20 protein-coding genes and 1 pseudogene are annotated in these 25,542 nt (G+C 35.3%); 7 read left to right on the top strand and 14 right to left on the bottom strand.

The features are described 5' to 3' along the window. Positions 1 to 197 precede the first annotated feature (197 nt). The 6 genes and pseudogenes from AC0OM3_RS27265 to AC0OM3_RS27240 all read right to left on the bottom strand — a co-directional run bounded on the left by AC0OM3_RS27265 (position 198) and on the right by AC0OM3_RS27240 (position 5,860). A complete protein-coding gene (locus AC0OM3_RS27265; protein ID WP_000345957.1) occupies positions 198 to 842 on the bottom strand; it encodes an amino acid ABC transporter permease in 645 nt (214 codons plus the stop codon). Continuing rightward, positions 843 to 1,499 carry an amino acid ABC transporter permease gene (locus AC0OM3_RS27260; protein WP_001112667.1) on the bottom strand — a complete coding sequence of 219 codons (657 nt, stop codon included), beginning with the start codon at positions 1,497 to 1,499 and terminating at the stop codon, positions 843 to 845. It lies immediately after the preceding gene. 62 nt (positions 1,500 to 1,561) lie between these two features. Further along, a complete protein-coding gene (glnH, locus tag AC0OM3_RS27255) occupies positions 1,562 to 2,392 on the bottom strand; it encodes a glutamine ABC transporter substrate-binding protein GlnH (RefSeq protein ID WP_474213270.1) in 831 nt (276 codons plus the stop codon). A 12-nt stretch (positions 2,393 to 2,404) separates the two neighbouring features. Further along, positions 2,405 to 3,324, bottom strand: a pseudogene (locus AC0OM3_RS27250) (amino acid ABC transporter ATP-binding protein). After that, the gene (locus tag AC0OM3_RS27245) at positions 3,269 to 4,729 is read right to left on the bottom strand and encodes an alanine/glycine:cation symporter family protein (protein ID WP_000447398.1); all 1,461 of its coding nucleotides are present in this window, start codon (positions 4,727 to 4,729) and stop codon (positions 3,269 to 3,271) included. Before AC0OM3_RS27245 ends, AC0OM3_RS27250 begins: the two are co-directional and overlap by 56 nt. Before the next feature lie 159 nt (positions 4,730 to 4,888). Then, on the bottom strand, positions 4,889 to 5,860 hold the full coding sequence (locus AC0OM3_RS27240) for a phosphotransferase enzyme family protein (RefSeq protein ID WP_000401633.1): 972 nt from the start codon (positions 5,858 to 5,860) through the stop codon (positions 4,889 to 4,891). A gap of 189 nt (positions 5,861 to 6,049) precedes the next feature. Between AC0OM3_RS27240 and gerKA the strand changes: the two genes are divergently transcribed. The 3 genes from gerKA to gerKC are packed head-to-tail and all read left to right on the top strand — an operon-like array spanning position 6,050 to position 9,744. Beyond that, positions 6,050 to 7,552: a spore germination protein GerKA gene (gene gerKA, locus AC0OM3_RS27235; RefSeq protein WP_000136664.1), complete on the top strand. Its 1,503-nt coding sequence runs from the start codon at positions 6,050 to 6,052 to the stop codon at positions 7,550 to 7,552. Further along, positions 7,533 to 8,639 (top strand): GerAB/ArcD/ProY family transporter, encoded by a 1,107-nt coding sequence (locus AC0OM3_RS27230; RefSeq protein ID WP_000185767.1) that lies wholly within the window; start codon positions 7,533 to 7,535, stop codon positions 8,637 to 8,639. The genes gerKA and AC0OM3_RS27230 overlap by 20 nt, the downstream gene beginning before the upstream one ends. After that, positions 8,620 to 9,744 carry a spore germination protein GerKC gene (gene gerKC / locus AC0OM3_RS27225; protein WP_000486845.1) on the top strand — a complete coding sequence of 375 codons (1,125 nt, stop codon included), beginning with the start codon at positions 8,620 to 8,622 and terminating at the stop codon, positions 9,742 to 9,744. The genes AC0OM3_RS27230 and gerKC overlap by 20 nt, the downstream gene beginning before the upstream one ends. A 33-nt stretch (positions 9,745 to 9,777) precedes the next feature. On the opposite strand, the gene treC is transcribed toward gerKC, so the two are convergent. From treC to treR, 3 genes are all read right to left on the bottom strand, one after another. Beyond that, positions 9,778 to 11,439 carry an alpha,alpha-phosphotrehalase gene (gene treC / locus AC0OM3_RS27220; RefSeq protein WP_000656138.1) on the bottom strand — a complete coding sequence of 554 codons (1,662 nt, stop codon included), beginning with the start codon at positions 11,437 to 11,439 and terminating at the stop codon, positions 9,778 to 9,780. Positions 11,440 to 11,452: 13 nt separating this feature from the next. Next, entirely contained in the window at positions 11,453 to 12,880 is a 1,428-nt protein-coding gene (gene treP, locus AC0OM3_RS27215) for a PTS system trehalose-specific EIIBC component (RefSeq protein ID WP_000513935.1), read from the bottom strand. Between the two features lie 141 nt (positions 12,881 to 13,021). Further along, positions 13,022 to 13,732: a trehalose operon repressor gene (treR, locus tag AC0OM3_RS27210; RefSeq protein ID WP_000987236.1), complete on the bottom strand. Its 711-nt coding sequence runs from the start codon at positions 13,730 to 13,732 to the stop codon at positions 13,022 to 13,024. 452 nt (positions 13,733 to 14,184) lie between these two features. Here treR and AC0OM3_RS27205 point away from each other — a divergent pair, with 452 nt between their 5' ends. Continuing rightward, positions 14,185 to 15,582, top strand: coding sequence for an amino acid permease (locus AC0OM3_RS27205; protein WP_000448449.1), 1,398 nt, complete (start codon positions 14,185 to 14,187; stop codon positions 15,580 to 15,582). Positions 15,583 to 15,613: 31 nt separating this feature from the next. Here the strand turns inward: AC0OM3_RS27205 and AC0OM3_RS27200 are convergent, their stop codons facing one another. Together AC0OM3_RS27200 and AC0OM3_RS27195 are read right to left on the bottom strand one after the other, a co-directional pair. After that, positions 15,614 to 17,317 carry a putative bifunctional diguanylate cyclase/phosphodiesterase gene (locus AC0OM3_RS27200; RefSeq protein ID WP_000893344.1) on the bottom strand — a complete coding sequence of 568 codons (1,704 nt, stop codon included), beginning with the start codon at positions 17,315 to 17,317 and terminating at the stop codon, positions 15,614 to 15,616. Between the two features lie 480 nt (positions 17,318 to 17,797). Beyond that, positions 17,798 to 18,136, bottom strand: a complete 339-nt coding sequence (locus tag AC0OM3_RS27195; protein WP_001106370.1) for a hypothetical protein — start codon at positions 18,134 to 18,136, stop codon at positions 17,798 to 17,800. Between the two features lie 214 nt (positions 18,137 to 18,350). Between AC0OM3_RS27195 and AC0OM3_RS27190 the strand changes: the two genes are divergently transcribed. The 3 genes from AC0OM3_RS27190 to AC0OM3_RS27180 all read left to right on the top strand — a co-directional run bounded on the left by AC0OM3_RS27190 (position 18,351) and on the right by AC0OM3_RS27180 (position 22,788). Further along, positions 18,351 to 19,880, top strand: coding sequence for a cardiolipin synthase (locus AC0OM3_RS27190; RefSeq protein WP_061883774.1), 1,530 nt, complete (start codon positions 18,351 to 18,353; stop codon positions 19,878 to 19,880). Between the two features lie 127 nt (positions 19,881 to 20,007). Continuing rightward, complete coding sequence (locus AC0OM3_RS27185) at positions 20,008 to 20,901, top strand: ATP-binding protein (protein ID WP_000892970.1); 894 nt, start codon at positions 20,008 to 20,010, stop codon at positions 20,899 to 20,901. Between the two features lie 3 nt (positions 20,902 to 20,904). Beyond that, positions 20,905 to 22,788: a vWA domain-containing protein gene (locus AC0OM3_RS27180; protein ID WP_098604986.1), complete on the top strand. Its 1,884-nt coding sequence runs from the start codon at positions 20,905 to 20,907 to the stop codon at positions 22,786 to 22,788. A gap of 37 nt (positions 22,789 to 22,825) precedes the next feature. On the opposite strand, the gene AC0OM3_RS27175 is transcribed toward AC0OM3_RS27180, so the two are convergent. From AC0OM3_RS27175 to AC0OM3_RS27165, 3 genes are read right to left on the bottom strand one after another with little or no spacing between them, the layout of a single operon-like run. Further along, the gene (locus AC0OM3_RS27175; protein ID WP_001189943.1) at positions 22,826 to 23,248 is read right to left on the bottom strand and encodes an NUDIX hydrolase; all 423 of its coding nucleotides are present in this window, start codon (positions 23,246 to 23,248) and stop codon (positions 22,826 to 22,828) included. Positions 23,249 to 23,307: 59 nt separating this feature from the next. Beyond that, the gene (locus tag AC0OM3_RS27170; protein WP_000723128.1) at positions 23,308 to 24,273 is read right to left on the bottom strand and encodes an L-threonine 3-dehydrogenase; all 966 of its coding nucleotides are present in this window, start codon (positions 24,271 to 24,273) and stop codon (positions 23,308 to 23,310) included. Positions 24,274 to 24,317: 44 nt separating this feature from the next. Continuing rightward, entirely contained in the window at positions 24,318 to 25,508 is a 1,191-nt protein-coding gene (locus AC0OM3_RS27165) for a glycine C-acetyltransferase (RefSeq protein WP_000095906.1), read from the bottom strand. Between the last annotated feature and the right edge of the window lie 34 nt (positions 25,509 to 25,542).

Below are 25,542 nucleotides of genomic sequence, written 5' to 3'. Positions count from 1 at the left end.
TCCCCCTACCAATACCCCTATATCTTGTTAAAATTTTCTGATAATAAAAATATACACGAAAGCGATTACATTTTCTATATAAAATTAAAACTTTTCTGATAAAATAATATAAAAAATCTAATTATTGCAAGATTTAGATTCTATTTAGAGGAAAATAAGGAGAAACAAGGAAAAAACCCTTACATATATTGTAAGAGTCAACGAAGTTCTAATCTTCTCGATAAAATTGATAAACTATAATTTACGATAAAGTACATACAAGCTACTAATATAAATGTTGGAATCATGTAATTCACATTTTGCCCGCTAATAATTTGAGCATTATGCATAAGCTCAGGGAGTGATATAACAACCGCTAGCGACGTATCCTTCAGCAATGAAATAAATTGACTGACAAGCGGCGGAACCATTCTCCTTAATGCTTGTGGCAAAATAATATGCCAAAGCGCTTGCACATAAGTTAATCCCGAAGATCGTGCGGCTTCAACCTGCCCTTTTTCAATAGACAATAAACCACTTCTAACAATTTCAGATATCATTGCTGCCTCAAATATTGTTAAAGCAACAATTGCAGCTGTTATAATTTCTAATTTCAAGCCTGCTTCTGGAAGTGCAAAATACGTGAAAAATATAATTAACAGTAGTGGTAAGTTTCGAATCAGTTCAACTATAACTCCTAATACTTGTGAGACGACAGGTATTTTCGTGTAGCGCAATATACCGATTACACTTCCAATAATAAAACTAAGTACAATTGCTATGAGCGCTACCTCTAATGTTATAAGTAACCCTTTTAATAAAAATAGAATATGATCTCCTGTAATTGCTCCCTTGAAATCCATTTACACCGCCTCCTTTGCCAAGCGTTTTTCTAAATAACGCACTAGCATACTGAGCGGAATTGTTAATATTAAATAAAACATCCCGACAAATATATAAACATCAAACGTAACAAACGTCTTCGTTGAAATTAAATCTCCTTGATACATTAAATCAGCACCAGCAATGATTCCAAGTATTGAAGAGTTTTTAACTAAATTGAGAAACTGGTTTCCTAAAGGGGGAATTACAATTTTCACAGCTTGGGGTAAGACAACATAATACATCGCCTGCACATACGTTAGCCCTGAAGAGCGGGCAGCTTCCATTTGCCCTTTCGCAACTGATAAAATACCAGCGCGAATTACTTCCGCAATAAAAGCTGCCGTATATACCGTAAGCGTAACTGTTCCTGCTACAAAACCATTTAAAGTAATTCCTATTACAGGTAAAGCAAAATAGAATATAAATGCAATTAATACGAGTGGAATATTTCTTACAAACTCCACAAAAGCTGATCCTATCCAATTTAAAATACGAATAGGTGCAATACGCATTACTGCCAAAATTACTCCTAAAATAAAACTGCCTATCAATGCAATTACACTAGACATAACTGTATATTTAAATCCTTCTAAATACATATCAATGTTATTCGTTAATATAGAAAAATCAGGCACATATTCTCCCCTCTTTCTTTACAAGAAGAGGATGAGTACTCTCATCCTCTCACTTTTACTATCTACTTTTCTGGTTTTTGTCCAATCCACTTCTCATATAATTTGTCATACTCCCCGCTTGCTTTCATGTCTTTAATTAAAGTATTAATCTCTTTCGTTAAATCATCTGCCCCTTTTTTCACTGCAATTCCGTATGGTTCATCTGTAAAAATTTTTCCTACTACTTCATAATTAGAATCTTGTTTTGCCATTCCGTAAAGGATCGCATTATCTGTCGTCAACACATCACCTTTACCTGCCTTTAACGCTGTAAATGCCTCACTATAATTTTCAAACTCTAATACAGTCGCTTCTGGTGACTTTTGACGAATGTTATTTGTAGATGTTGATCCTTTTACAGCTAATACTTTAACGCCTTGTTTTATATCATCAACGCTCTTAATATTGCTTCCTTTTTTCACAAGTAACGATTGTCCTGCTTTAAAATATACATCTGAAAAATCCACTTCTTTTTTGCGTTCTTCCGTAATTGTCATTGTTGCAATAATTGCATCAATATCACCATTTTTCAGCATTGGAATACGTGTTTTAGACGTTACTTCTTTCAGCTCTAGCTTCTTTTCATCTCCAAGAATCTTTTTCGCAAGTGCCTTCGCGACATCAACATCGAATCCTTCTACCTGCCCTGTTGAAGGATTTTTTAATCCAAATAAATTCGTATCATTCTTTACCCCGACTACTAATTTCCCTCGTTTCTTAATTTGTTCAACAGCCCTGCCTTGCTTCGTATTTGTTTCCTTCGCCTCATCTTTTTTACTTCCACACCCAGCAACGACAAGTACGAATAAACACGAGAATATGATTAACATAAACAACTTTTTCATTTTAAGCATAAAACTCCTCCTTTAATGGTTTAACACTCGGCTTAAAAATAGACGCGCTCTTTCTTGTTCAGGACTCGCAAAGAATTGCGCCGGTGTTGTATCCTCAATGATTTTGCCATCATCCATAAATAAAATCCGATCCGCTACTTCTCGCGCAAATCCCATCTCATGCGTGACAACAACCATTGTCATCCCTTCTTTAGCCAGTGCTTTCATAACATCAAGTACCTCTCCAATCATCTCTGGATCAAGAGCAGACGTAGGCTCATCGAATAGCATAATTTCCGGCTGCATTGCAAGTCCTCTAGCAATTGCCACCCGTTGCTGTTGTCCTCCGGATAATTGATGTGGATATACGTTAGCCTTCTCTGGAATTCCTACTTTCTCTAAATAAAACATTGCTGTTTTCTCTGCTTCTTCTTTGGAAACTTTATTTACTTTAATCGGTGCTAATGTAATATTTTGAAGAACCGTTTTATGTGGATATAAATAAAAATGTTGAAAGACCATCCCAATATTTCGCCGCAATTCATTCATGTCCGTTTTTTTATTGTGTACCTCTGTATTTTGTACAATTAATTCTCCATCTGTAATTGGCTCTAATTGATTTATACACCGAAGCAACGTACTTTTTCCTGATCCTGAAGGCCCGACAACTACTACCACTTCGCCTTTTTTCACTTGCACATTAATATTTTTCAAAACTTGAAAGTTACCATAATATTTATTTACATTACGAAATTCTATCAACATACTCCCCCTTCCCCTAACAATGCATGTACATTCTTTTTATATTCAAAAATAGTCCCAAAAATAACTTTTAGCTTCAATTTGTCCATAAAAAAAAGCAAAGAGTTTCCCCTTTGCTTCTTCATTTCTATTCTGTTAAGATACTTCTTCTTTCTTATCTTTCCCGTATTCATGCTCCCAAAAATCAGCATTTTTAATTCCTAATGGCTGCGGATCGAATACTGGATCTTTTCCTTCTTTTTTCTGTTTTTCATAATCCTTTAATGCGACTAATGCAGGTTTTTGTAATAGTAAAATCGCAATGATATTTACCCATGCCATAATTCCTACACCGATATCACCTAAAGCCCACGCCGTTGCTGCTGTTTTAATACAGCCGTAGAATACAGCTCCTAAAAAAACAAATTTTAGTACCATAGACAACCAAGGACGATCTTTATCTCGATTTAAGTACGCAATATTCGTTTCTGCAATGTAGTAATACGCCATAATTGTTGTAAACGCGAAGAATAATAACGAGATTGCAACGAAACCGTTTCCAAATCCAGGGAAAACAGATTCTACCGCCGCCTGTGTATATCCTGGTCCTGGCTGAGCACCATTTAATTTATTAACGATAAAGTTTTTTCCGCTTGCATCAAATACGTTATACATGCCTGTAATAATCATCATAAATGCTGTTGCTGAACAAACAAATAATGTATCAATGTAAACGGAAAATGCTTGCACTAAACCTTGCTTAGCTGGATGTGATACTTCAGCTGCTGCTGCTGCATGTGGTCCAGTTCCTTGCCCTGCTTCATTGGAATAAATACCACGTTTTACTCCCCAAGAAATTGCTAAACCGATAATACCACCGAAAGCAGCTTCTAATGCAAATGCACTTCTTATAATTAACATAAATGCTTCTGGCAATTTTTCAATATTCATAGCAACAATGACGCAAGCTACTAAAATATAGCCTATTGCCATAAACGGTACGACAACTTGCGCTACGTTAACAATTCGCTTCACTCCACCGAAAATAATAAGAGCTAATACGACAACTAATATAGCCCCTGATACGGTAGTATTAATACCAAAAGCCGTTTCTAAACTTACAGCAATACTATTTGCTTGTACACCCGGTAATAAAAGTCCTGTTGCAAGAATTGTCGCTGCAACGAACACTAAAGCATACCATTTAACTCCTAAACCTTTTTCGATGTAATAAGCAGGACCACCTCGGAACTGTCCTTGATGTTTCGTCTTATATATTTGCGCTAATGTCGATTCTACATAAGCAGAACCTGCTCCTAAGAAGGCTACTGCCCACATCCAAAATACAGCCCCTGGTCCACCAAATGCAACCGCTGTTGCTACCCCAGCGATATTCCCTGTCCCAACGCGCCCTGATAAAGAAAGTGCTAACGCCTGAAATGAAGAAACACCAGCCTCTGATTTTTCTCCTTGAAATGTCAGCTTCACCATTTCTCCTACGTGTCTTACTTGTAAAAACTTTGTTCGAATGGAAAAATATAAACCTACTCCTAAACATAAATAAACAAGTGCTGGACTCCAAACAATATTATTTAACCAATTTACGAAAGTTTCCAACATTCCCCCTCCTTCTTTATAAAGAATATTCAGAATATATATAAAATTATAAGTACATACCGAATCTAGGACAATATTATTTTAATAAAACAAACATATTTTTGTATAAAAAAACAAAGTATACATTTATTTTGTATACTTTGTTTTGAACAAAATGTATTATATATTCACAATTGCTTCTTCGCTTATAATTCTTTCATATAACTCTTCAGATAATTTTTGGAAGTTATCTGGCATATCTTTCCCCTTAAACTTCTTTTGGAGTGTACCGTATAGACCTATGTCACGTAAACGTAAAAATAGTGGTAACGATTCATACCAACTATCCGCCAGCCTGTGCTCATACTCATATCCTTTTCGTAACACTTGTAACTGTTTACGAGCAAAATCTGTTTTCTCTTCTGCTGTCCACGGTGTAAATAGAACAGAGTAGTATAGAACCATCGCTAAATCATGTATAAAGTAATTATAAGCCGCATCATCAAAATCAAAGATTGTTAGCTCTTTACCATCATAATGAAAATTACCTGGATGAATATCACCGTGCATAAGACCGAACGTTTCTCTTTCAACTGGAAGAGCCTTAATTTCATCCATTAATACCGCTGCAATCTTTTTCACTTGATCATCTTCTAATTCATTAATAATCCCACTTTCGTCTTCTTCCCACGTATCACGATGATTCGTTTTAGGATAGTTCATTGTTAGGCGATGCAGTTGTCCAATCGCTTTTCCCCATGCTTCAAAATAAGCATCTCCCCAATAAGGTGATCCTTCCCCTTTTACTTGCTCGCCTTTTGCATATGTAAATAAAGACGCGAAAAAGAACGTTCCATCCTCTGCTACGATTTCTTCTACGAGATTTCGAGACGTTGAATCAAGAGGTCCTGCTACCTTTGCCCCATTCTCTGCAACATATCGTAAAAAATCTAGTTCAGCCTCTACCTCTTGTTTAGAGCGATGAGAAGAATGTGTTAAACGTAATACGTAATCTTCATCATTATCACCCTTTGCCTTAAAAATATAATTTTCAAAATCTCCAAGTGGCTTTTCTTCTACTGTTACATGAAATTCCCTTGCCGCTCTTGCTAAAATTTCCTTTGTAAAAACACGTTCTACAGCTATTTCCATATATATCCCTCCTATATATCTTCTTAATTCGACACAAACGTGAGAAGTACTGCTATGAAATTGAATAATGCACAAAAGACAATGTAACGTAACTTTCAATTCTCTTCTTAAAAAAATAATCTAAGCATAAATTTCTCACAAAAAGCAAAAATTAACAGAAGTAATTTTATTCTAAAAGAGGTGGAAAGTATGACAGAGAAAAAAGAACAACAAGAGAGTAAAAAACAAAAGCATATGTTTCCATCACTTCCGGAGAACATTAATTACATTGAAAATAAACTTTCTCATTCTGATGATATAAAAAAATTAGATCTCCCTTTTCAAAACGGAAAAGGAACAATCTTATATATTGAATCTTTAGCAGATCCAAATTTAATTCATCAATTAGCTCTTGAACCATTATTAACTCGATCGGATCTGTCCTTAGATAAAGCCTTTTCCACATTAAATATGAAAAAAGAAACGAATTTAAATTATGGAGTACAGGTTTTATTACAAGGTAAATCCTTATATTTTCATGAACATGTCAATAGTTTTTGTATTTTCGAAACAGCTTTATCTTTAAAGAGAGATATAGCAGAGCCTGATAATGAAGGAATTGTGCGCGGTCCACATACTGGTTTTGTAGAGGATCTAGCAACGAATTTAACCTCTATTCGCAAACTCATTAAGAGTCCAAATTTAGTTGTTAAGTACTTTACAATCGGTGAAGAGATGCACACGAAAGTGGCAATTGCTTATATGCAAAATATAGCCAATGACGATCTAGTTGCCGAAGTGAAAAGAAGGTTAGAAAAAATTAAGACAGATGCACTTATGCCTCCAGGATACATACAAGAATTCATAGAGGATACGTCCTTCTCGCCATTTCCGCAGCAATTAAATACAGAGCGTCCAGATAGGACCGCTGCTAATTTAATGGAAGGACGGGTTGCAATTTTATCTGATGGGGACCCAACAGCGCTCATCGTACCTGTTACGTTATTCGCTTTTTATCAATCACCAGATGATTATAATAACCGCTGGATTGTAGGTTCTTTCGTCCGAATGATTCGCTTAGTAAGTTTTTTAATTGCCTTTCTCTTGCCAGCTTTATATATTGCAACTGTCGCTTTTCATCCTGATGTGTTACCGCTCGAACTTGTGTATACAATTAAAGCTTCATTAGAGAAAGTACCGCTTCCTCCTATTTTTGAAGCTCTCTTAATGGAATTAATCTTTGAATTGTTACGCGAAGCTGGTATTCGCTTGCCGAGCCGAGTGGGACAAACAATCGGTATTGTAGGTGGTTTAGTAATTGGTGATGCAATTGTAAAGGCTGGGCTTGTTTCTTACACAATGATTATCGTTGTAGCTTTAACTGCAATTTCATCTTTTCTCGTTCCATCAAATGATATGAGCTCAGCAGTTCGCATTCTTCGTTTTCCATTAATGCTTCTTGCTGCTATATTCGGATATTTAGGAATATCATTCGGTCTCATTATAACTTTTGTTCATTTATGTCAGCTACATTCATTTCATACACCATATCTTTCTCCTGTTGCCCCGATGCGGATAAAAGATATGAAAGATTCTTTCGTAAGACTACCAATTTGGTCATTTTGGGAAAGACCACATGATCCAAAGCCGAAAAAAATGCAACGCCAACATGTAACGAGAGAGGATGAGGACGGTGACAAACACGCAAAGTAAAATTTCACTAGTTCAATTTACCTTTTTCGTTATTCAATGCCAAATCGGAGTGGGCATACTTTCTCTACCGAACCGTCTTCACCTAATAGCAAAAGGTGGTGGATGGATTTCTGCTCTTATCGCTGGTCTGGCAATTCAACTTATTATTTTACTTATGTGGCTTTTCTTAAAACGATTTCCTGATGCAAATATGTATGAAAGTGTTTGTATGCTATTTGGTAATAAGTTTGGAAAACTATTAGGTTTTGCTTATGTTTTTTATTTTACACTTATCGGTATGACGGTTATGTTAAATGCTTGTAATGTCATTAAAGTATGGGTTTTACAAGCAACTCCGTGGTCTGCAATTCTCATATTATGTACAGTAGCTTGTTGTTATGTCGCTTATAATACATTTAAAGTCATCGTACGATTTTATGTCATGGCCTCTATTCTCATTATTCCAATGGCCCTTTTAATTGCCCTAGGGTTTTCCCGAGCTGATTTTTCTTATATTTTCCCACTTACAGAGGCTGGGTGGTGGAATATTATTCAAGCATCGAAAGAAACAATTACAGCCATGTATGGTTTTGAAATTATTCTTATTGCCTTTCCAAAAGTAAACGGGAGTTCTGTGGCAAAACTGAAGGCCATTTCTATCGCTAATGGATTTGTAACACTTTTTTATACTTTTACCGTTTGGATTTGCTTTATCGTATTTAGTCCAAAACAAGTTGAGCTTATTCCAGAGCCAGTTGCTTACTTATTACGCTCCTTGCATATTGGAATTATAGACCGAACGGACCTAATCTTCATACCAATTTGGATGATAACTGTCGCTGCCTCTATTGCTAGTTATTATTGTGCTGCTTCTATCGGCATTGGACACATATTCAACCTTGCTAATCATAAAAAAGCTGTTCCAATCGTTGGTATAATTGCTTTTAGTGTAGCCTTATTTATAGATACACCTGAAGAATTAAAAGTAATTGCAACTTTCACTGATAAGTTTACCTATATTTTCATCGTTGTCCTCCCTCTTTTATTTCTACTTTATTCAGTAATAAGAAAGAAGAAAGGAGAACAATATGTTCCAAAAAAGAGTTAAATTACTTTTTATATTATGTACTAGTTCCCTCCTTTCTGGCTGTTGGGATCAAGAACCATTAAGAGAAGCGAGATTAGCTTATAGTATTGGAGCTGATATTACGGAAGAGAATAAACTCCAGCAAACAATCGAGCTCGTAAAAAGTTCAAGCGGAGAACAATCTTCATTCGAGAATGAAATACATTCAGCAACCGGGCATAACATAAGAGATACAAGCGATTCCCTAAAAAAAAATGTGACTGGAAATATTCGCTATTTTAAATATGGTGTTCAATTACTAGGAACCAAAATTCTAAAAAAAGGGATACTACCCTATTTAGATGTCAGTTTTCGGGATCCAACAAATCCAACTGCTTTAGTAAAGCTTATTGCAGTAGATGGTGAAACGTCCGAGGTACTCGAAAAAAAGAAAGTAGGAAATTTATTAATTGGAGATTTTTTAAAGAAAAAAGTGAAAAGCTTAGAAGATATGAGTGTATTTCCAAAAGAAACTTTAGAAACAGCTGCTACAAAAATGTTAGACCCCGGTAAAGACTTTATACTCCCTTCCATAAAAATAAAAGGAAAAGAAGTAATTACAAACGGGTTAGCTTTATTTAACAATGATAAATTAACTGGGCATTTACCTTTGAAACAATCGGTTTTATTCGTATTATTAACCGGAAAAATGGGAACAAGTGCGCGTATAACCCAAAAGCTTACTAGCGAGAAATCAGAGAAGACATCTGATTATTTAACAATGGAAATTAGCAATCGAAAGTTAAAACGAGACTTAAAAATAACGACAGATAAAAAAGGAAATGTTTATGCTCACATTAAACTACAACTAAAAGTGATAGCGCTTGAAGCTCCAAGAGATAACCTTTATAAAATGGATGAAAGAAAAAAACTAAATAAAGAATTGTCTAAACAGCTTACGAAAGAAGCTAAAAAGATAACTAACAAGCTACAAAAAGCTAACTGTGATGCTTTCGGTATCGGAAGACACCTTATCGCCTATCACCCTGACTTATGGAAGAAAAAAAATTGGAATAAAGATTATGCAAAAGTAAAATTCAAACCTGAGGTAGATGTAAATATTTTGTATAGTGGTGTCTTAAAATAAAAAGGTTGTATGCCGCTCGGGCATACAACCTTTTTATTTCGTATATCGATACACAATTGATTCATATGGTCTTAAGTTAAGTTTTGTAATATCCTTGCTGCAATCTTTATAATTCGACAGTAGTACCTCTTGTTTCATTCCATCTAATTGAACATGAGCTGGTACAGAATACTTTATTTCTTCTCCATAGAAGTTATTGATAACAAGTAATATCTCATCATTTACAGTACGTGTATATGCCCAAATCTTAGGATGATTCTTATCTAAAATAGCATATTCTCCTTCTGTCATAACATCATATGTTTTTCTTAGTTCAATTAGTTTTTTATAATGATAAAATACAGACTCTTTATCGGCTAGTGCCTTCTCTACGTTTATTTCTTTAAAATTTTTAGCCGCTGAAATCCAAGGTGTACTTGTTGTAAACCCGCTATTTATTTCTTCATTCCACTGCATCGGAGTGCGAGAGTTGTCACGAGATTTTTGCTTTAAAATCCCGATAATATCTTCTTTTGATAGCCCTTCTTTTAGCTTTATATCGTATATATTTAACGATTCCACATCACGATATTGCTCGATGGACTCAAATTTAGGATTCGTCATACCGATTTCTTCCCCCTGATAAATATAAGGCGTTCCTTGCAGCATGTGCATAGCTGTCGCTAACATTTTTGCAGATTCGTTTCGGTACTTTCCATCATCACCAAAGCGTGACACAATGCGAGGCTGGTCATGATTACACCAAAATAACGCATTCCATCCTCCGCCCTTTTGCATTTCAATTTGCCAGTTAGACATAATCTCTTTTAATTTAATGAAATCAAACTCTGCTTTCTTCCACTTATCACCATTCGGATAATCTACTTTTAAATGATGGAAACTAAACGTCATGCTCAGTTCATTGCGCTCAGGATTAGAATATTTAATACAATTATCAATTGTCGTAGAAGACATTTCTCCAACTGTAATTACATCTTTTCCTGCAAAAACATTGCGGTTCATCTCTTGTAAATATTCATGAACACGCGGGCCATCTGTATAATACTTGCGTCCATCACTTGTCGCAGTATTACCTTCATCGTTTAAGAAGCATTGGTCTTTTGAAATTAAATTAATGACATCTAATCGGAATCCCGTTACCCCTTTATCCAGCCAAAAGCGCATCATATCATATACTTCTTCACGAAGTTTTTCATTTTCCCAATTCAAATCAGCTTGTGTTTCATCAAATAAATGTAAATAATATTGCTCCGTCTTCTCATCATATTTCCAAGCAGATCCACCAAACTTAGACTGCCAATTATTTTTTTCATCACGCCAAATATAGTAATTACGATATGGACTATTTTTATCTTCCTTCGCTTCTTTAAACCACTTATGTTCAGTCGAACTATGATTTACAACAATATCAAGCATAATCTCAATGTTACGTACTTTCGCTTCTGCTAAAAGTTCTTCAAACTCTTCCATCGTTCCGTAAGATGGATCAATGCTGTAGTAATCACTTACATCATATCCATTATCATTTTGTGGTGATTGGTATATCGGTGTTAACCATATATAATCCACTCCGAGTTCTTTTAAATAATCTAGTTTCTCTGTAACCCCTTTTATATCCCCGGTTTCCCTATTGTAATAACTATTAAAGCTCTTCGGATAAATTTGATAGACTACACTTTTATGCCAATCCTTCATGTTTAACTTCCTCCTACTTCTGTTTGACTCTTTTTGCAAATAACCATGTTAAAGTAAATGGGATTACAACTGCGATAATCATTCCGACAATAAACATTGGAATCGATTTCGGAATGATAGAAATAAATGCTGGCAATCCGCCAATTCCGATAGCAGGTGCTAATACACCATTTAATGTAATGAATATCGCTGCCACAGCAGACCCTATAATCGCTGCATAAAACGGGAACTTATTTCGTAAATTCACACCAAACATCGCTGGTTCTGTAATACCGAAGTATGCTGAAATGGCTGATGTTGATGCCATACTTTTATCATTTTGATTTTTAGAAATCCAGAACATCGCAAGTGCCGCACTACCTTGGGCAATGTTAGAAAGAGCAATCATCGGCCAAATAAATGTACCGCCATGTTGTGCAATCAATTGTAAATCAATTGCAATAAACATATGATGCATACCTGTAATTACAAGCGGTGCATATAATGCTCCAAATAATACTGCTCCAACTACTGGTACTGTTTCATATACACCTACTAATCCTACTGTTAATAAATCTCCAATATGACGTGTAACTGGACCGATAATTCCTAATGCTAACACACCTGTCACAACGATTGTTGTAATTGGTACAACTAATAATTGAATTGCATTTGGTACATGTTTCTTTAAGAAAATTTCTACTTTACTTAATACAAATGCTGCTACTAAAACAGGTAAAATTTGTCCTTGATATCCTACCTTCTCAATTTGGAACAGTCCTAGAATATTGAAGTACTCAATCTTTTGCCCCTCTAAACCAGTCGCTGCTTTTCCATAATCCCAAGCGTTTAATAAGGCCGGGTGCACAAGCATTAATCCCATAACAATCCCTAGTATTGGACTACCACCAAAACGCTTCGTTGCTGACCACCCGACAAGTGCTGGTAAGAATACGAATGCTGTATTGGCCATCATATTAATTAAATCCCAAAGCCCGCCTAAGTTTGGATAAACATCTAATAAATTTTTCCCATCAAAAAATAAGTCCTTTGCGCCTAATAGGTTGTTAATACCCATTAGTAAACCAGCTGTTACGATCGCTGGTAATATTGGCATAAATACATCCGAAAATATTTTTACAAACTTTTGAGCTGGATTTAACTTTTGGTTACCTGAATCTTTTACGTCAGCTACAGTCGATTCTTTCATACCCGCAAGCGTTATCAATTCCGCATATACTCGATCTACATCCCCTGGACCAATTACAATTTGAAATATCCCAGCGTTATGAAAAGCTCCTTTCACTAATGAAACAGACTGTAATTTATCATTATCTATTTTACTTTCATCTTTTAAAGCGATACGGAGCCTCGTCACACAGTGCGCAGCTTGTTCAATATTGTCTTTCCCACCAATATACTGCAACACTTCCTCTGCTGTTTTACGATAGTCTTTCCCCATATTCCCGTCCCTCTTTTCTTTTTTTGATACCGTTTACAATTACATATTAACTCGTATATATAAGTTAGTCAACACTCGTATGTACGAGTTTGTGTTTTTTTTATAAAAAAAAGAGATGAAACAATATTTTGTTCCACCTCTTTACTTCCTACGTGCCACATCCGAAAAGTGAAAAATATCTAAGCGGTGGCGTGATTCTGTATATTCAAACTGACTTCCATCATACAAATGTGTAAAGTTTTTCACAACGACAACATAGTCTGTTCCATTTAAATCTAAATACTTTCTGTCATCCTCTGTACATGGCTGTACTTCAATTACCCTCTGTGAATAACTAATATGTAGCCCAAGCTCTTTCTCAATGTATTTATAAATCGATGTAGCTGCAATTTCTCTCGTTAAGCCTGGAATATATTCCGATACAAAATGGTTTATATCTAAAATTACTTTTTCTCCATCAATATTTCGTACACGTTTAATATGGTCAATCACTGTTTTTTCTTTCACGTTTAATAACTTTGCTACGTCTTTCGTCGCTTCAATTTTCTCCATTTCTACGACGTCTGTAATACAATGACGCCCTAAACGTTCATTTTCTTCTTGGAAACTTACAATACCACCAAAATTAAATTCAATATTTTTTCGCTTTAAAACAAACACACCTTTTCCGTGAATTTTTTGTACATATCCACGCTCTTGCAGTAAATCTACCGCTTTTCTTACCGTGCCTCGGCTTGCCTCATACTGCTTCATTAATTCTGTTTCTGATGGGATTTTGCATCCCTCTTTTAATTGTTTATTATCAATAGATTTACTGATTTCTGTATAAATTTGTTCATACTTACTCATCATCTACAATAGCCCCTTGTCACCTTATAATTCTATATGTATTATAACATGCTTCACTCTTCTGCCAATCTCTCACTTATTTTCCATTACAAGAAAAATATAGGTAAATATTTAATCTTTAAAACGTATTTTTATAAAATTTTTTATATTTTTCTTTTCATTCAAAAAAACATGTAGTATACTAACTTCAAAATCAGAGGAGAAAGGGAGCAAAGAACTATGCTTACTTATACAACAACTGTAGTTACATTTGCACAAAAACATCATCATCATACGTAACCCTTGAAACCTAGCGGAAAAATTACGCGTAGGTACAAGGGTTATTCCCGTTGTACCTACGCTTTGGCGAAAGAGCCATGTAGGTATTTTTTTATCTACATGGCTCTTTTTTTATTGTCAAAAAGCTAGTGAAAAATGATGTTTAAGCAAAACTTACTACAAAGGAGTTAACAAAAATGGAAACGAAAAAATGGGGATTATGGGTTTTAACAGCATTTGTTATCGGGAATATGGTTGGCGGTGGCGTATTTATGCTTCCAGCAAATTTAGCACAAGTATCAGGTCCAATGGGTTCTACACTCGCATGGAGTATTACAGGCCTTGGCGTATTTATGATTGCACTTGTATTTGGAAATTTAGCGATTCGTAAACCAGAATTAAAAGCTGGACCACAAAGCTATGCTCAAGCAATGTTTCCTTCAAAAAAAGCTGGTAAAGTTGCAGGATATAGTATGGCATGGGGATATTGGGCTGCTAACTGGGCTGCAACAGCATCTGTTATTATTTCCTTCGCTGGATATTTATCAACATTCTTTCCAGTTTTACAAAGTAAGCAAATTCTTTTTTCAATAAACGGATTTTCACTAGAACTCGGAAAAGGGTTAACTTTCCTCGTATGTAGCCTTATGCTGTGGGGAATTCAATATATTCTTTCTCAAAATATTGATCGAGCTGGAAATATGAATCTACTTGCTACCATTGCAAAAATTATCGGATTTACAATGTTTATTGTAATTACATTATTCATTTTCAATGCTTCTAATTTCGGAGACGGTCAAACCTTTATGAATGAAGCAGGACAATCAATCTCATTAGGTGGACAAATCAATTCAGCTGCTATTGCAACACTCTGGGCATTTATCGGTATTGAATCAGCAGTTATGCTTTCTAATCGTGCAAAATCACAGCGCGATGTAAAAAAAGCTACGATTTTCGGATTAATTATCGCTCTTCTTATTTACATGTCAATTACTTTACTTACAATGGGAGCTCTTCCGCAAGATGCTTTAAAAGAGTCTCAAAAACCATTAGTAGACGCATTAAATTTAGCAATTGGAAATAAAGGCGCATATATAATGGCTTTACTCGCTCTTATATCTTTATTTGGATCTACAGTTGGCTGGATCGTTGTTAGTTCAGAAGTACCTTACCAGGCAGCAAAAAATGGACTTTTCCCTAAGTTTTTCGGGAAAACAAATAAAAAAGGTAGTCCTTCAAAATCATTATTGATTACAAATGTAATGACGCAAATTTTCTTATTTTCAACGATTTCTGGTACTGTTTCAGAAGCGTATAGTTTCGCTATCGTCGTAGCAACATTAGCCTATTTAATTCCATACCTTGTTTCTACCTTGTACCAATTAAAATTAGTTATTACAGGAGAAACGTATGATATACTGCCAGGATCTCGAGTAAAAGATGGAATCATTACTACATTGGCGTTGGTATACTCTATTTGGGTTATCAAAACGGGAACTGCTGATTTAAAAACATTCTTCTTAGGAATTGGATTATTCGTATTAGGCCTTATTCTCTATCCAGTACTAATGAAAGACTCACAAAAAACGGATTAAATAAAGAGAAGCTGCTGGCTTCTCTTTTTTATTAAAAATCTGTAATTAACTTTTCTTTTAGCTCTCCTACAGATAAAGGTTTCGCATAATAAAATCCCTGTACATAATCACAGCTCATTGATTGTAACAAACTCTCTTGCTCTACTGTTTCTACTCCTTCAGCAACTACTGCTAAATTTAAACTATGAGCAATTTCGATAACGGATTTTACAATCGTTCGTTCTGGTTGTGCGTGATCATAATGAAATTCACGAATAAAATTACGATCAATTTTTACAATATCCAGTGGTAGTTGTTTTAAATAATATAAGGAAGAATAGCCAGTTCCGAAATCATCCAAAGCAATTAAAACACCCATATTTCTTAATTCTTGTAATGTAGCAATAATATAATCAAAATGGCGGACTGCAATGCTTTCCGTTATTTCTAATATTAAACGGTTCGGAGGAAAACCAGTTCTCTTTAAAATGCTACGTACGGACAAAATAAAACGTTTCTGCATTAATTGTTGTATAGATAAATTCACAGATAACTTTAGTCCTTCTTGATAATTTGGCAATGTTTTAAACAAGCGACATGATTTTTCTAATACCCAGTCTCCTAGCTTTATAATAAGTCCAGACTCTTCAGCTACAGGGATAAATTCGCTTGGTGAAATAGGTCCGTCTTCTGTCATACAACGTACTAGAGCTTCTATACCAGAATATCTCTTCGTTTTCAAATCAATAATAGGCTGCAATGCTACATCTAACTCTTCGTCACGAATTGCCTTTTGCAAAGCAAACTCAACTTTCATTCTACGATTTATTTTCGCACGTAGCTCATCTGTAAAGAAACATGCAGCGTTTCTCCCCTGTTCTTTTGCACTATACATAGCTAAGTCAGAGTTTTTCAATAAAGTTTCCACATCTTGTCCGTCTTGTGGATAAGAACAAAGTCCTAGACTAGCTGAAATGTATACTTCATGGCCTTCCAGCATAAATGGTGCCTGAAAACATGACAACACAGATGTCGCTAACTGACTCATATCATCTTGTCTATGATTTTTTGTTAACAGCACAAATTCGTCGCCACCTAGCCTAGCCAGAACATCTTTCTCTCCTAGTACATAATGCAACCTTGAAGCAACTTCGCTTAAAAGTAAATCCCCTATCATATGACCTAATGTATCATTTACTAATTTAAAACGATCCAAATCAAAGTAAATCATACCAAATTCTTTTTTATCTGCAATCAATTTATTAACGGTCGTTATTAATTGTAAACGGTTAGGCAAACTCGTTAAGGCATCATGATAGGCAAGTTCCCTATAACGACTTTCACTTAGCCGCAATCTATGTTCCGCTTCTTTTCTACTACTAATATCATTTCGAATTGCGATAAACTGGTATGGCTCTCCTTTTTCATTTAAAAATGGAACAATTGTTGTTTTGACCCAATAATATGTACCATCTTTTGCTCGATTCCGAATCTCACCTGTCCATACTTTCCCATTCAAAATACGTTTCCATAATTCTTGAAAAAAGTTTTTTGGATGATGTCCTGAATTTAAAATACGGTGATCTTTTCCAATTAATTCTTCTCTTTTGTATTTAGAGATTTCACAAAATTTATCATTTACATATGTAATAAGACCTTTTCGATCTGTAATTGCAACAATTGAAGACTCATCTAATGCTAACTTTAAATCTCGCAATGAAGAGTCATATAATGCATGACCTCTCTGTTCTAGCATGCGCATCTCTCCTTGCTTCTATCTGACTAAAACACAACCTGTTTCTCTTCATAGAAATAGAGATATTTCATTTTCTAATACTAGCCCATTACATAAATTATCTTTTTAAATAGACCGATTAAAATAACATAATATTATTTGTAATAAAAAGCAATATTATACCGTTCCAATTATAACTAGTAGCTTCTCATCTCCCTAATGATTTCGCGCCTTATTATACTGCAATCTCTTTAAGTGGCTCTATGCAAGCCTTGTTTCCAACTAATACCACTCACATCTGATCTCTTTGTTTTTAATAACGAAATAGAAATTAGACCATACTACATAACTATTCACGAATAATAATATAAAACTCTATATCAATGTATATGTTTTTGAATTACAATAACAAAATATTAACATATTTTCACCTTAATTTTGGAAGTATTTTATAAATAAATACCGTATTAAACTAAAAAAGAGGATAGCCTCTTTTTTAGTTTAATACGAATATGGTATTTGCTGATAACCTGGGTATGGCATTGGATACGTTACAGGGTATGGTGATGGATAAGCTACTGGATATGGAGCTGGATAATATCCTCCACTTGTTGCACCTGTTAATGCACCAGCTGTCAGTCCGCCTAACACTCCTCCTGCAAAGCTTCCAGGGAAAAATCCGCCTCCCCATGAACTACCACCACCCCAGCCCCATCCGCCTCCGTGATGATGATGGTGATCATAGTGATGATGTCCGCCGTTATGATTGTGCCCACCATGATTGTGTCCTCCATGATGATGATTTCGATAATAAAATCCATTATTTTCTATATAATTCATGCTTCTCCGCTCCTTTTCGATTTTTTCATTTTCATATGCGTTAAGAGTGGGATAAAAAATGGGATAGTACACTGTATGTAGGACAAATGCGGAAAGTATAGGTGAAATGTCTATATTTTGTAAAAAAAGCAAAACACCTTATAATAAAGATGTCATATTACATCTTCTATTTAAGAAGTCTATATTGAAAAAAGATTAGGGGAATTATATAGAAATGAAGAAGCCTATCGTTCAATTACTATTAATATTTATAATTGTATCTATCGTTCTGTTCCTATTAAATACATCGTATATTTCGTTATATACATTTGTCGGTGCCCTATGGTCCATCACAATCGTAGGAATTTCATTCGTTATTTTTATAGAAAATAGATCTCCACAAAGTACATTAGCGTGGTTTTTAGTATTAGCACTTCTTCCTATTATAGGTGTGCTTTTATACGCTATTTTCGGGCGCAGCCGCTGGAGAAGAAAAAAACATCTCCATCGTTCAGAAGAACAAAGAAAATTATTCCGTGAAATATTAGAAGGAAGAAGACTAGAGTTATTACTCACAGTCCCACTAAATGAACGTTCCATACATTTAACAGAAGTCATACAAAAATTTGGAGGCGGTCCTGTCGCAGATAGAACAACTACAAAACTTTTAACAAACGGAGATCAAACATTTTCAGAAATTTTGCGAGCTATAGATCAGGCAAAACATCATATACATATTCAATACTACATTTATAAATCTGATGAAATTGGTACAAAAGTTCGAGATGCTTTAATACAAAAAGCAAAAGATGGTGTTATTGTACGTTTCCTTTATGATGGTCTTGGAAGTAATACGTTAAGAAGACGATTTTTGCAACCTATGAAAGAAGCTGGGATTGAAATAGTAGAATTTGACCCTATTTTTTCAGCTTGGTTACTTGAAACGGTCAATTATCGTAACCATCGAAAAATCGTTATTGTAGATGGAGAAATTGGTTTTACCGGAGGACTCAACGTCGGTGATGAATATCTTGGCCGTTCCAAGAAATTTCCTGTTTGGCGTGATAGTCATTTAAAGATAGAAGGAAAAGCATTATATAAATTACAAGCAATCTTTCTAGAAGACTGGCTCTATGCCTCTAGTGGTTTAAATACTTATTCCTGGGATCAATTCATGAATAGACAATACTTCCCAGGTAAAGAGATTTCAAATGCAGAAGGTGCTGTTCAAATCGTAGCAAGTGGACCAAGCTCCGATGATAAAAGTATTCGTAATACATTATTAGCTGTTATGGGCTCTGCAAAAAAATCCATTTGGATCGCTACCCCCTACTTTATTCCAGATCAAGAAACTTTAACATTATTACGCTTAAGTGCAATTGCCGGAATAGATGTACGGATTTTATATCCAGGTAAAAGTGATAGCATCATTAGTGATCAAGCATCTCAATCCTATTTCACTCCGCTTTTAAAAGCTGGTGCTTCTATTTACAGTTATAAAGATGGTTTTATGCATGCAAAAATTGTACTCGTTGATGATACAATTGCAACTATTGGAACAGCGAACATGGATGTACGTAGCTTTGAATTGAATTACGAAATTATTAGCGTACTTTATGAATCAAAAACAGTTCACGATATTAAACGTGATTTTGAAGAAGATTTTAAACATTCAACTGAAATTAAATGGAACTCTTTCCAAAAAAGAAGTATAAAAAAACGCATATTGGAGTCTTTCATGAGGCTCATTTCTCCTTTACTGTAGGCAATCAACTTCATCTTGATTGCTTTTTCTTTTCCCTTTATCCTCCTTCCTTTTCTTTGCATACCATATTAAAACAAGTTATCATAAGATGTATTACTTTATGAAAATAATGTTAGGTGGGAAATACATGTTAGAACAATTTCATATACATGCTGATTTAAAACAACAGCTTTCTACGATTCATGAAAAGAATAAACAAGAAGCTGGTGAAAATGCACATTTAATCGGAACGAAAATATATAAAGCGTCTGATAATAGCATTATTGAAGATGCAATTACAGCACTTCTTCTTGGCAAGAACATTCTATTAAAAGGACCGACTGGTAGTGGTAAAACAGTACTAGCGGAAACTCTTTCTTCTTTATTCCAAAAACCAATGCATAGCATTAACTGCTCTGTCGACTTAGATGTAGAGGGTATTTTAGGATACAACACACTACAAACGAAAGATGGTGCATCTGAAGTTTCATTCGTTAACGGTCCTCTTATGAAAGCAATGAAGAACGGTCACTTCCTATATATTGACGAAATCAATATGGCAAAACCTGAAACTTTACCGCTACTTCACGGCGCATTAGATTACCGTAAAATGATTACAAACCCATTTACACAAGAGGTTGTATTCGGTGATGACGAATACCGTGTAATTGCTGCGATTAACGAAGGTTACGTTGGAACAAGTGAGCTAAATGAAGCATTAAAAAACCGTTTCGTTATTATTGAAGTTCCTTACATTCAAGGTGACACATTAAAAGAACTATTATTAGCAGAATCAAAATTAAATGATGTTGCAACAATTGAAAAGTTTGTTGCATTTGCAAGCGACCTTATGCCTTTAGCTCGCGATGGACGTGTAAGTGAAGAAGCAGCAAGTATTCGTGGTATTATCGACGCATGTGATTTAGGTGTATATATTCCTGTTATGCGAGCGATTGAACGAAGCATAATTGCAAAACTTAATGATGAAACAGAACAAATGACTGTCCGTGAATTAGCAGAAAGTTATTTCTTTGAGGGATAATTTATGAGACAAATTTTTAGTGACAAAAAAATTGATGCGTCGCTGTTTCTACAAATGGAAAATTTAATGTATGCCCTTCTAAAAGAAGACGATGCCTATCTTGAATATGGCTATAAAGCATACTACGACGAAATTGAAAAGAAAGTTGTCATTAGTCACTTTTGGGATGATCGAAAAGAAGAAGATACAGTAATCGGATTAAAAAGCGAAGTGTTCTTAAAAGCACTTGGTAATAAACATTACTCGGACATGACTTTAATTCGTTCTTATGCGATTGAATTGCAAGAATCGCCCCTAAAAAAGTTTTTAACACAATTATTTGTTCTATTAGAAGATTTACGCGTTGAGGAAATCGTAAAGAACTTACGTCCTGGCACGAAGCATGTTTTTAAACGTCGAAAAGAAATGTACCGCAACTATTTCGGCTCTCAAAATGAAATAAACCGCGTTCGTAATTATCACAGTGATCGTCTATTTTGCCTATGCTATCTTTCATTAACGAGCGATAAATATGAAATGTTTAATAATGAATATTTTGAGCAAATTGAAGCGATTTTACATGAAACATTCCAAGCACGTAACACAGAAGATATTATGTATATCGTTGAGAAAATTCGCTATCGCTTAGAGGCGCTTCTTGAAAGTGATATGCTTAACAACTATTTCGGACATGCTCCACTTTACTTATCTGTCCTTGCAGACGAAAAGAACTGTCGCGTCGAAGATTTAGCAAATGATGATACGCAGCTTATAGATGACGATGAAAATAAAAACAAAATGGATGAAAGTTTCTCCACATGGCATCGTGAAAATAAAAATAACGAAAACGAGAACTTTTTACGCTTTGAATTAGAAAGCGGAACAAAAACTAATATGATGGGTGATACTGCCCGTGAATCAGAAGATGGCGACCAAGCACTTGGTTCTGTACAAGGTACTTCACAAAAAAGTACACAATCCAACTTTGATGGCGCTGATACAGAAGAAGCAAGGGCTTCACACGCTTCTAGCCAGCACGACGGTGCATACGGTAAGTATAATGTAGGTGCTTCTCATACATTTAAAGAAGCTCGCAAACCAAACTCAGATGAGAAAAAAGATTACCAAGCTATCAAATCAGTCGTTAATAAAGATGTAAAAGAATTAAAGAAAATTATCGAAAAAACAATTGAAAATAAAACGAATGCGAATAGCGATAAATATTACGGAAGACTTCGTAAGAAATTCCTTCGTATTTATACCGAAAAACAACCGCGTATGTTTTATAAAAAAGGACAAGAGTCACAAGAACTCGATGTTGCATTCCAACTGTTAGTTGACTGTTCTGGTTCTATGTATAACAAAATGGAAGAAACGAAGAAGAGTGTTGTACTATTCCATGAAGCTTTAAAATCTTTAAAAATCCCACACGCTATTAGCGGATTTTGGGAAGATGCCTCTAGCGCTAAACCTGAAGATAAACCAAACGTTATCCATGAAGTTGTAAATTATAAAAACTCAACGTTACCAAACGTTGGTCCAGAAATTATGCAACTTCGTGAAGAAGAAGATAACCGCGACGGATATATTATTCGTATCGTTTCTGAAAAACTTGCCAAAAGACCTGAGAAACATAAATTCTTACTAGTCTTCACAGACGGTGAGCCTTCTGCGCTAGACTATCAACAAGACGGAATTTTAGATACGCATGAAGCTGTTAAACTCGCGCGTAAAAGTGGTATGGAAGTAATCGGTATCTTCATCGAAGAAGGCGAAGCGAAAGAAGCAACTTATCAATTGATGAAAAACATTTATAACCATCACTTCTTAGTTGCAAATCATGCTGAAGATTTACGATTGAAGATTAAACCATTGCTGAAAAAACTATTACTGAAGACGATTGAATAGAAAATAGGAGCCTTGTGGCTCCTATTTTTTCGTTCAATTACTTTGTTTCTGGTTGAAACTTGTACGGAATGGCTACTTCTAATAAAGATTCAAATCCTGCGTCATAGTATGGGAAACGCTCATTCACAATTTTTCGATCCACCCACTCTATTGCAGAAATTTCACCTTCATCTTCCGCAATAAGTTCACCTTTTACTACATTCGCTCGGAATGTAAAAAATAGTGCATGATTCCCTGATTCTTCAAAGAATTTTTCATTGATCGCAACAAGTCCACCTAACGTAGCAGTTAAACCTGTCTCTTCTTTCACTTCTCTTATTAGTGCTTCCTCTAATATTTCACCTTTTTCCACAGCCCCGCCTGGCAATGACCAAACATTTTGTTCTACATTATGTACCATTAATATTTTATCTGTTTCTTCGTCATGTATTAGTGCATATACAACGTCAACTCTTTGCACAAGACTTCTCTCCCTTCCAAAATGATGAAGAGCCGATTCCTAAGAATCGACCCTTCCTATTAATTCATCACTAACCCAGCTGTGAGCTTTTTTTTTAACTTATCCAGCATGTCAGTTGTCATTTTGTCTAAATCGTATTCTGCTTTAAAGCCCCACTCTTTCATTGCTGCAGTTGCGTCAATAGAGTTTGGCCAGCTATCAGCGATTGTTTGACGAGCTGGATCTACTGCATAATCCATTGTAAACGTCGGAATGTGTTTACGAATTGACGCTGCAATTTGCTCTGGCTCGAAGCTCATTGCTGTAATGTTAAATGCATTTCTATGCACTAGCTTACTTGGATCAGCTTCCATTAATGAAATGATTGCTTGTAAAGCATCAGGCATATACATCATGTCCATATATGTTCCTTCAGCAATGTATGAGGTGTATGCACCTTTTTTAATCGCCTCATAATAAATTTCAACTGCATAATCAGTCGTTCCGCCTCCTGGAGGAGCTACGTAAGAAATTAAACCTGGGAAACGGACACCGCGCGTATCTACGCCAAACTTTTGATGATAATAATCACATAGTAATTCTCCTGCTACTTTGTTCACCCCATACATCGTAGTAGGACGCTGAATTGTATCTTGCGGTGTATTATCTTTTGGCGTCGATGGACCGAATGCACCGATAGAACTTGGCGTGAAGAACTTACAGTTTAATTCACGAGCTGCTTCTAATGCATTTACAAGTCCACCCATATTTAAATTCCATGCAAATAACGGATTTTTTTCTGCTGTTGCTGAAAGTAAAGCTGCTAAATGAATAATTGTATCTACTTCATTACGCTTTGCGATATCATGTAGTTTTTGTCCATCTGTTACATCTAACGTTTCAAATGGACCAGATGTTACTACTTCACTATCTGTTTCACGAATATCTGTTGCAATAACATTTGATGCGCCGTATACATCACGAAGTTTCATTACTAATTCAGAACCAATTTGCCCTAAAGAACCGGTTACTAGAATTTTTTTCATTTTCCCCACTCCTCATTTGCAAGCTATTCAAAAGATGTCGTTACTTAAATGATGCCCATTTCTTTTCCTACTTTTTCATACTTACGAATTGCTTCATCTAACATTTCTTTCGTATGAGCTGCTGTAGGCATATTACGAACACGACCTGTTCCTTTAGCTACAGTTGGGAACACGATAGATTTTGCGTATACGCCTTCCTCATTTAGACGTTTACTAAACTCTTGTGTTAACACTTCGTCACCAATAATACAAGGTGTAATTGGCGTTTCACTTTCCCCAATGTTAAAGCCAAGTTCTTTTAATCCTTGTTTCAAGTAGCGGCCATTTTCCCATAAACGATCATGTAGCTCTGTGCTTTCCATTAAAATTTCAATGGATCGCATACATGCAGCTGCATCAGCTGGTGTTAATGCTGTAGAGAATAAGAATGGACGTGAACGAACTTTTAACCAGTCAATTAAGTTTTGTTTCCCTGCTACATATCCACCAATTACCCCAATTGCTTTTGATAATGTACCAATTTGGAAATCAACTTTATCAGATAGACCGAAGTGCTTTACAGTTCCTGCACCTTTTCCAAGTACGCCTGAACCGTGTGCATCGTCTACATATGTCATTAAATCTAATTCTTCTGCAATCTCAACAATTTCTGGTAATTTCGCAACATCTCCGTCCATTGAGAAGACACCGTCTGTAATTACCATTAATTTATTGTAAAGACCTGATTCTTTCGCCGCGATTGCTTTTTGGCGTAAATCTTCCATATCCGAATGTTTATAAACAATAATTTTGGCTTTTGATAGACGACTACCATCAATAATAGAAGCATGGTTTAATTCGTCTGAAAGAATTGCATCATTTTTATCCATAACGGCTGAAATCGCTGCCATATTACAGTTAAATCCTGATTGGTAAGCAATTGCTGCTTCTGTATGTTTAAACTTTGCAATTGTCTCTTCTAATTTAATATGCAAATCTAAAGTACCGTTAATTGTACGAACAGCTCCTGCCCCAACACCGTACTTATGAATTGCACCAATTGCTGCTTCTTGCAAACGGCTATCTGTTGCTAATCCAAGATAGTTGTTTGAAGATAAGTTAATATATTCTTTTCCGCCAATTGTAATGATCGGTCCATTTGAACTCTCAAGCGGATCAATTACGTTATAAAGCCCCTTTGATTTTAAATCCTCTAAATTTTCTTCTAAAAATTTCGCAAGTGTTTTACTAGACATCGTGAAGCCTCCCATCGTTCATGTAAGCGAATTA

Source organism: Bacillus sp. FAU20 (assembly GCF_056033865.1).
This window is presented reverse-complemented; position numbering and strand designations above follow the sequence as displayed.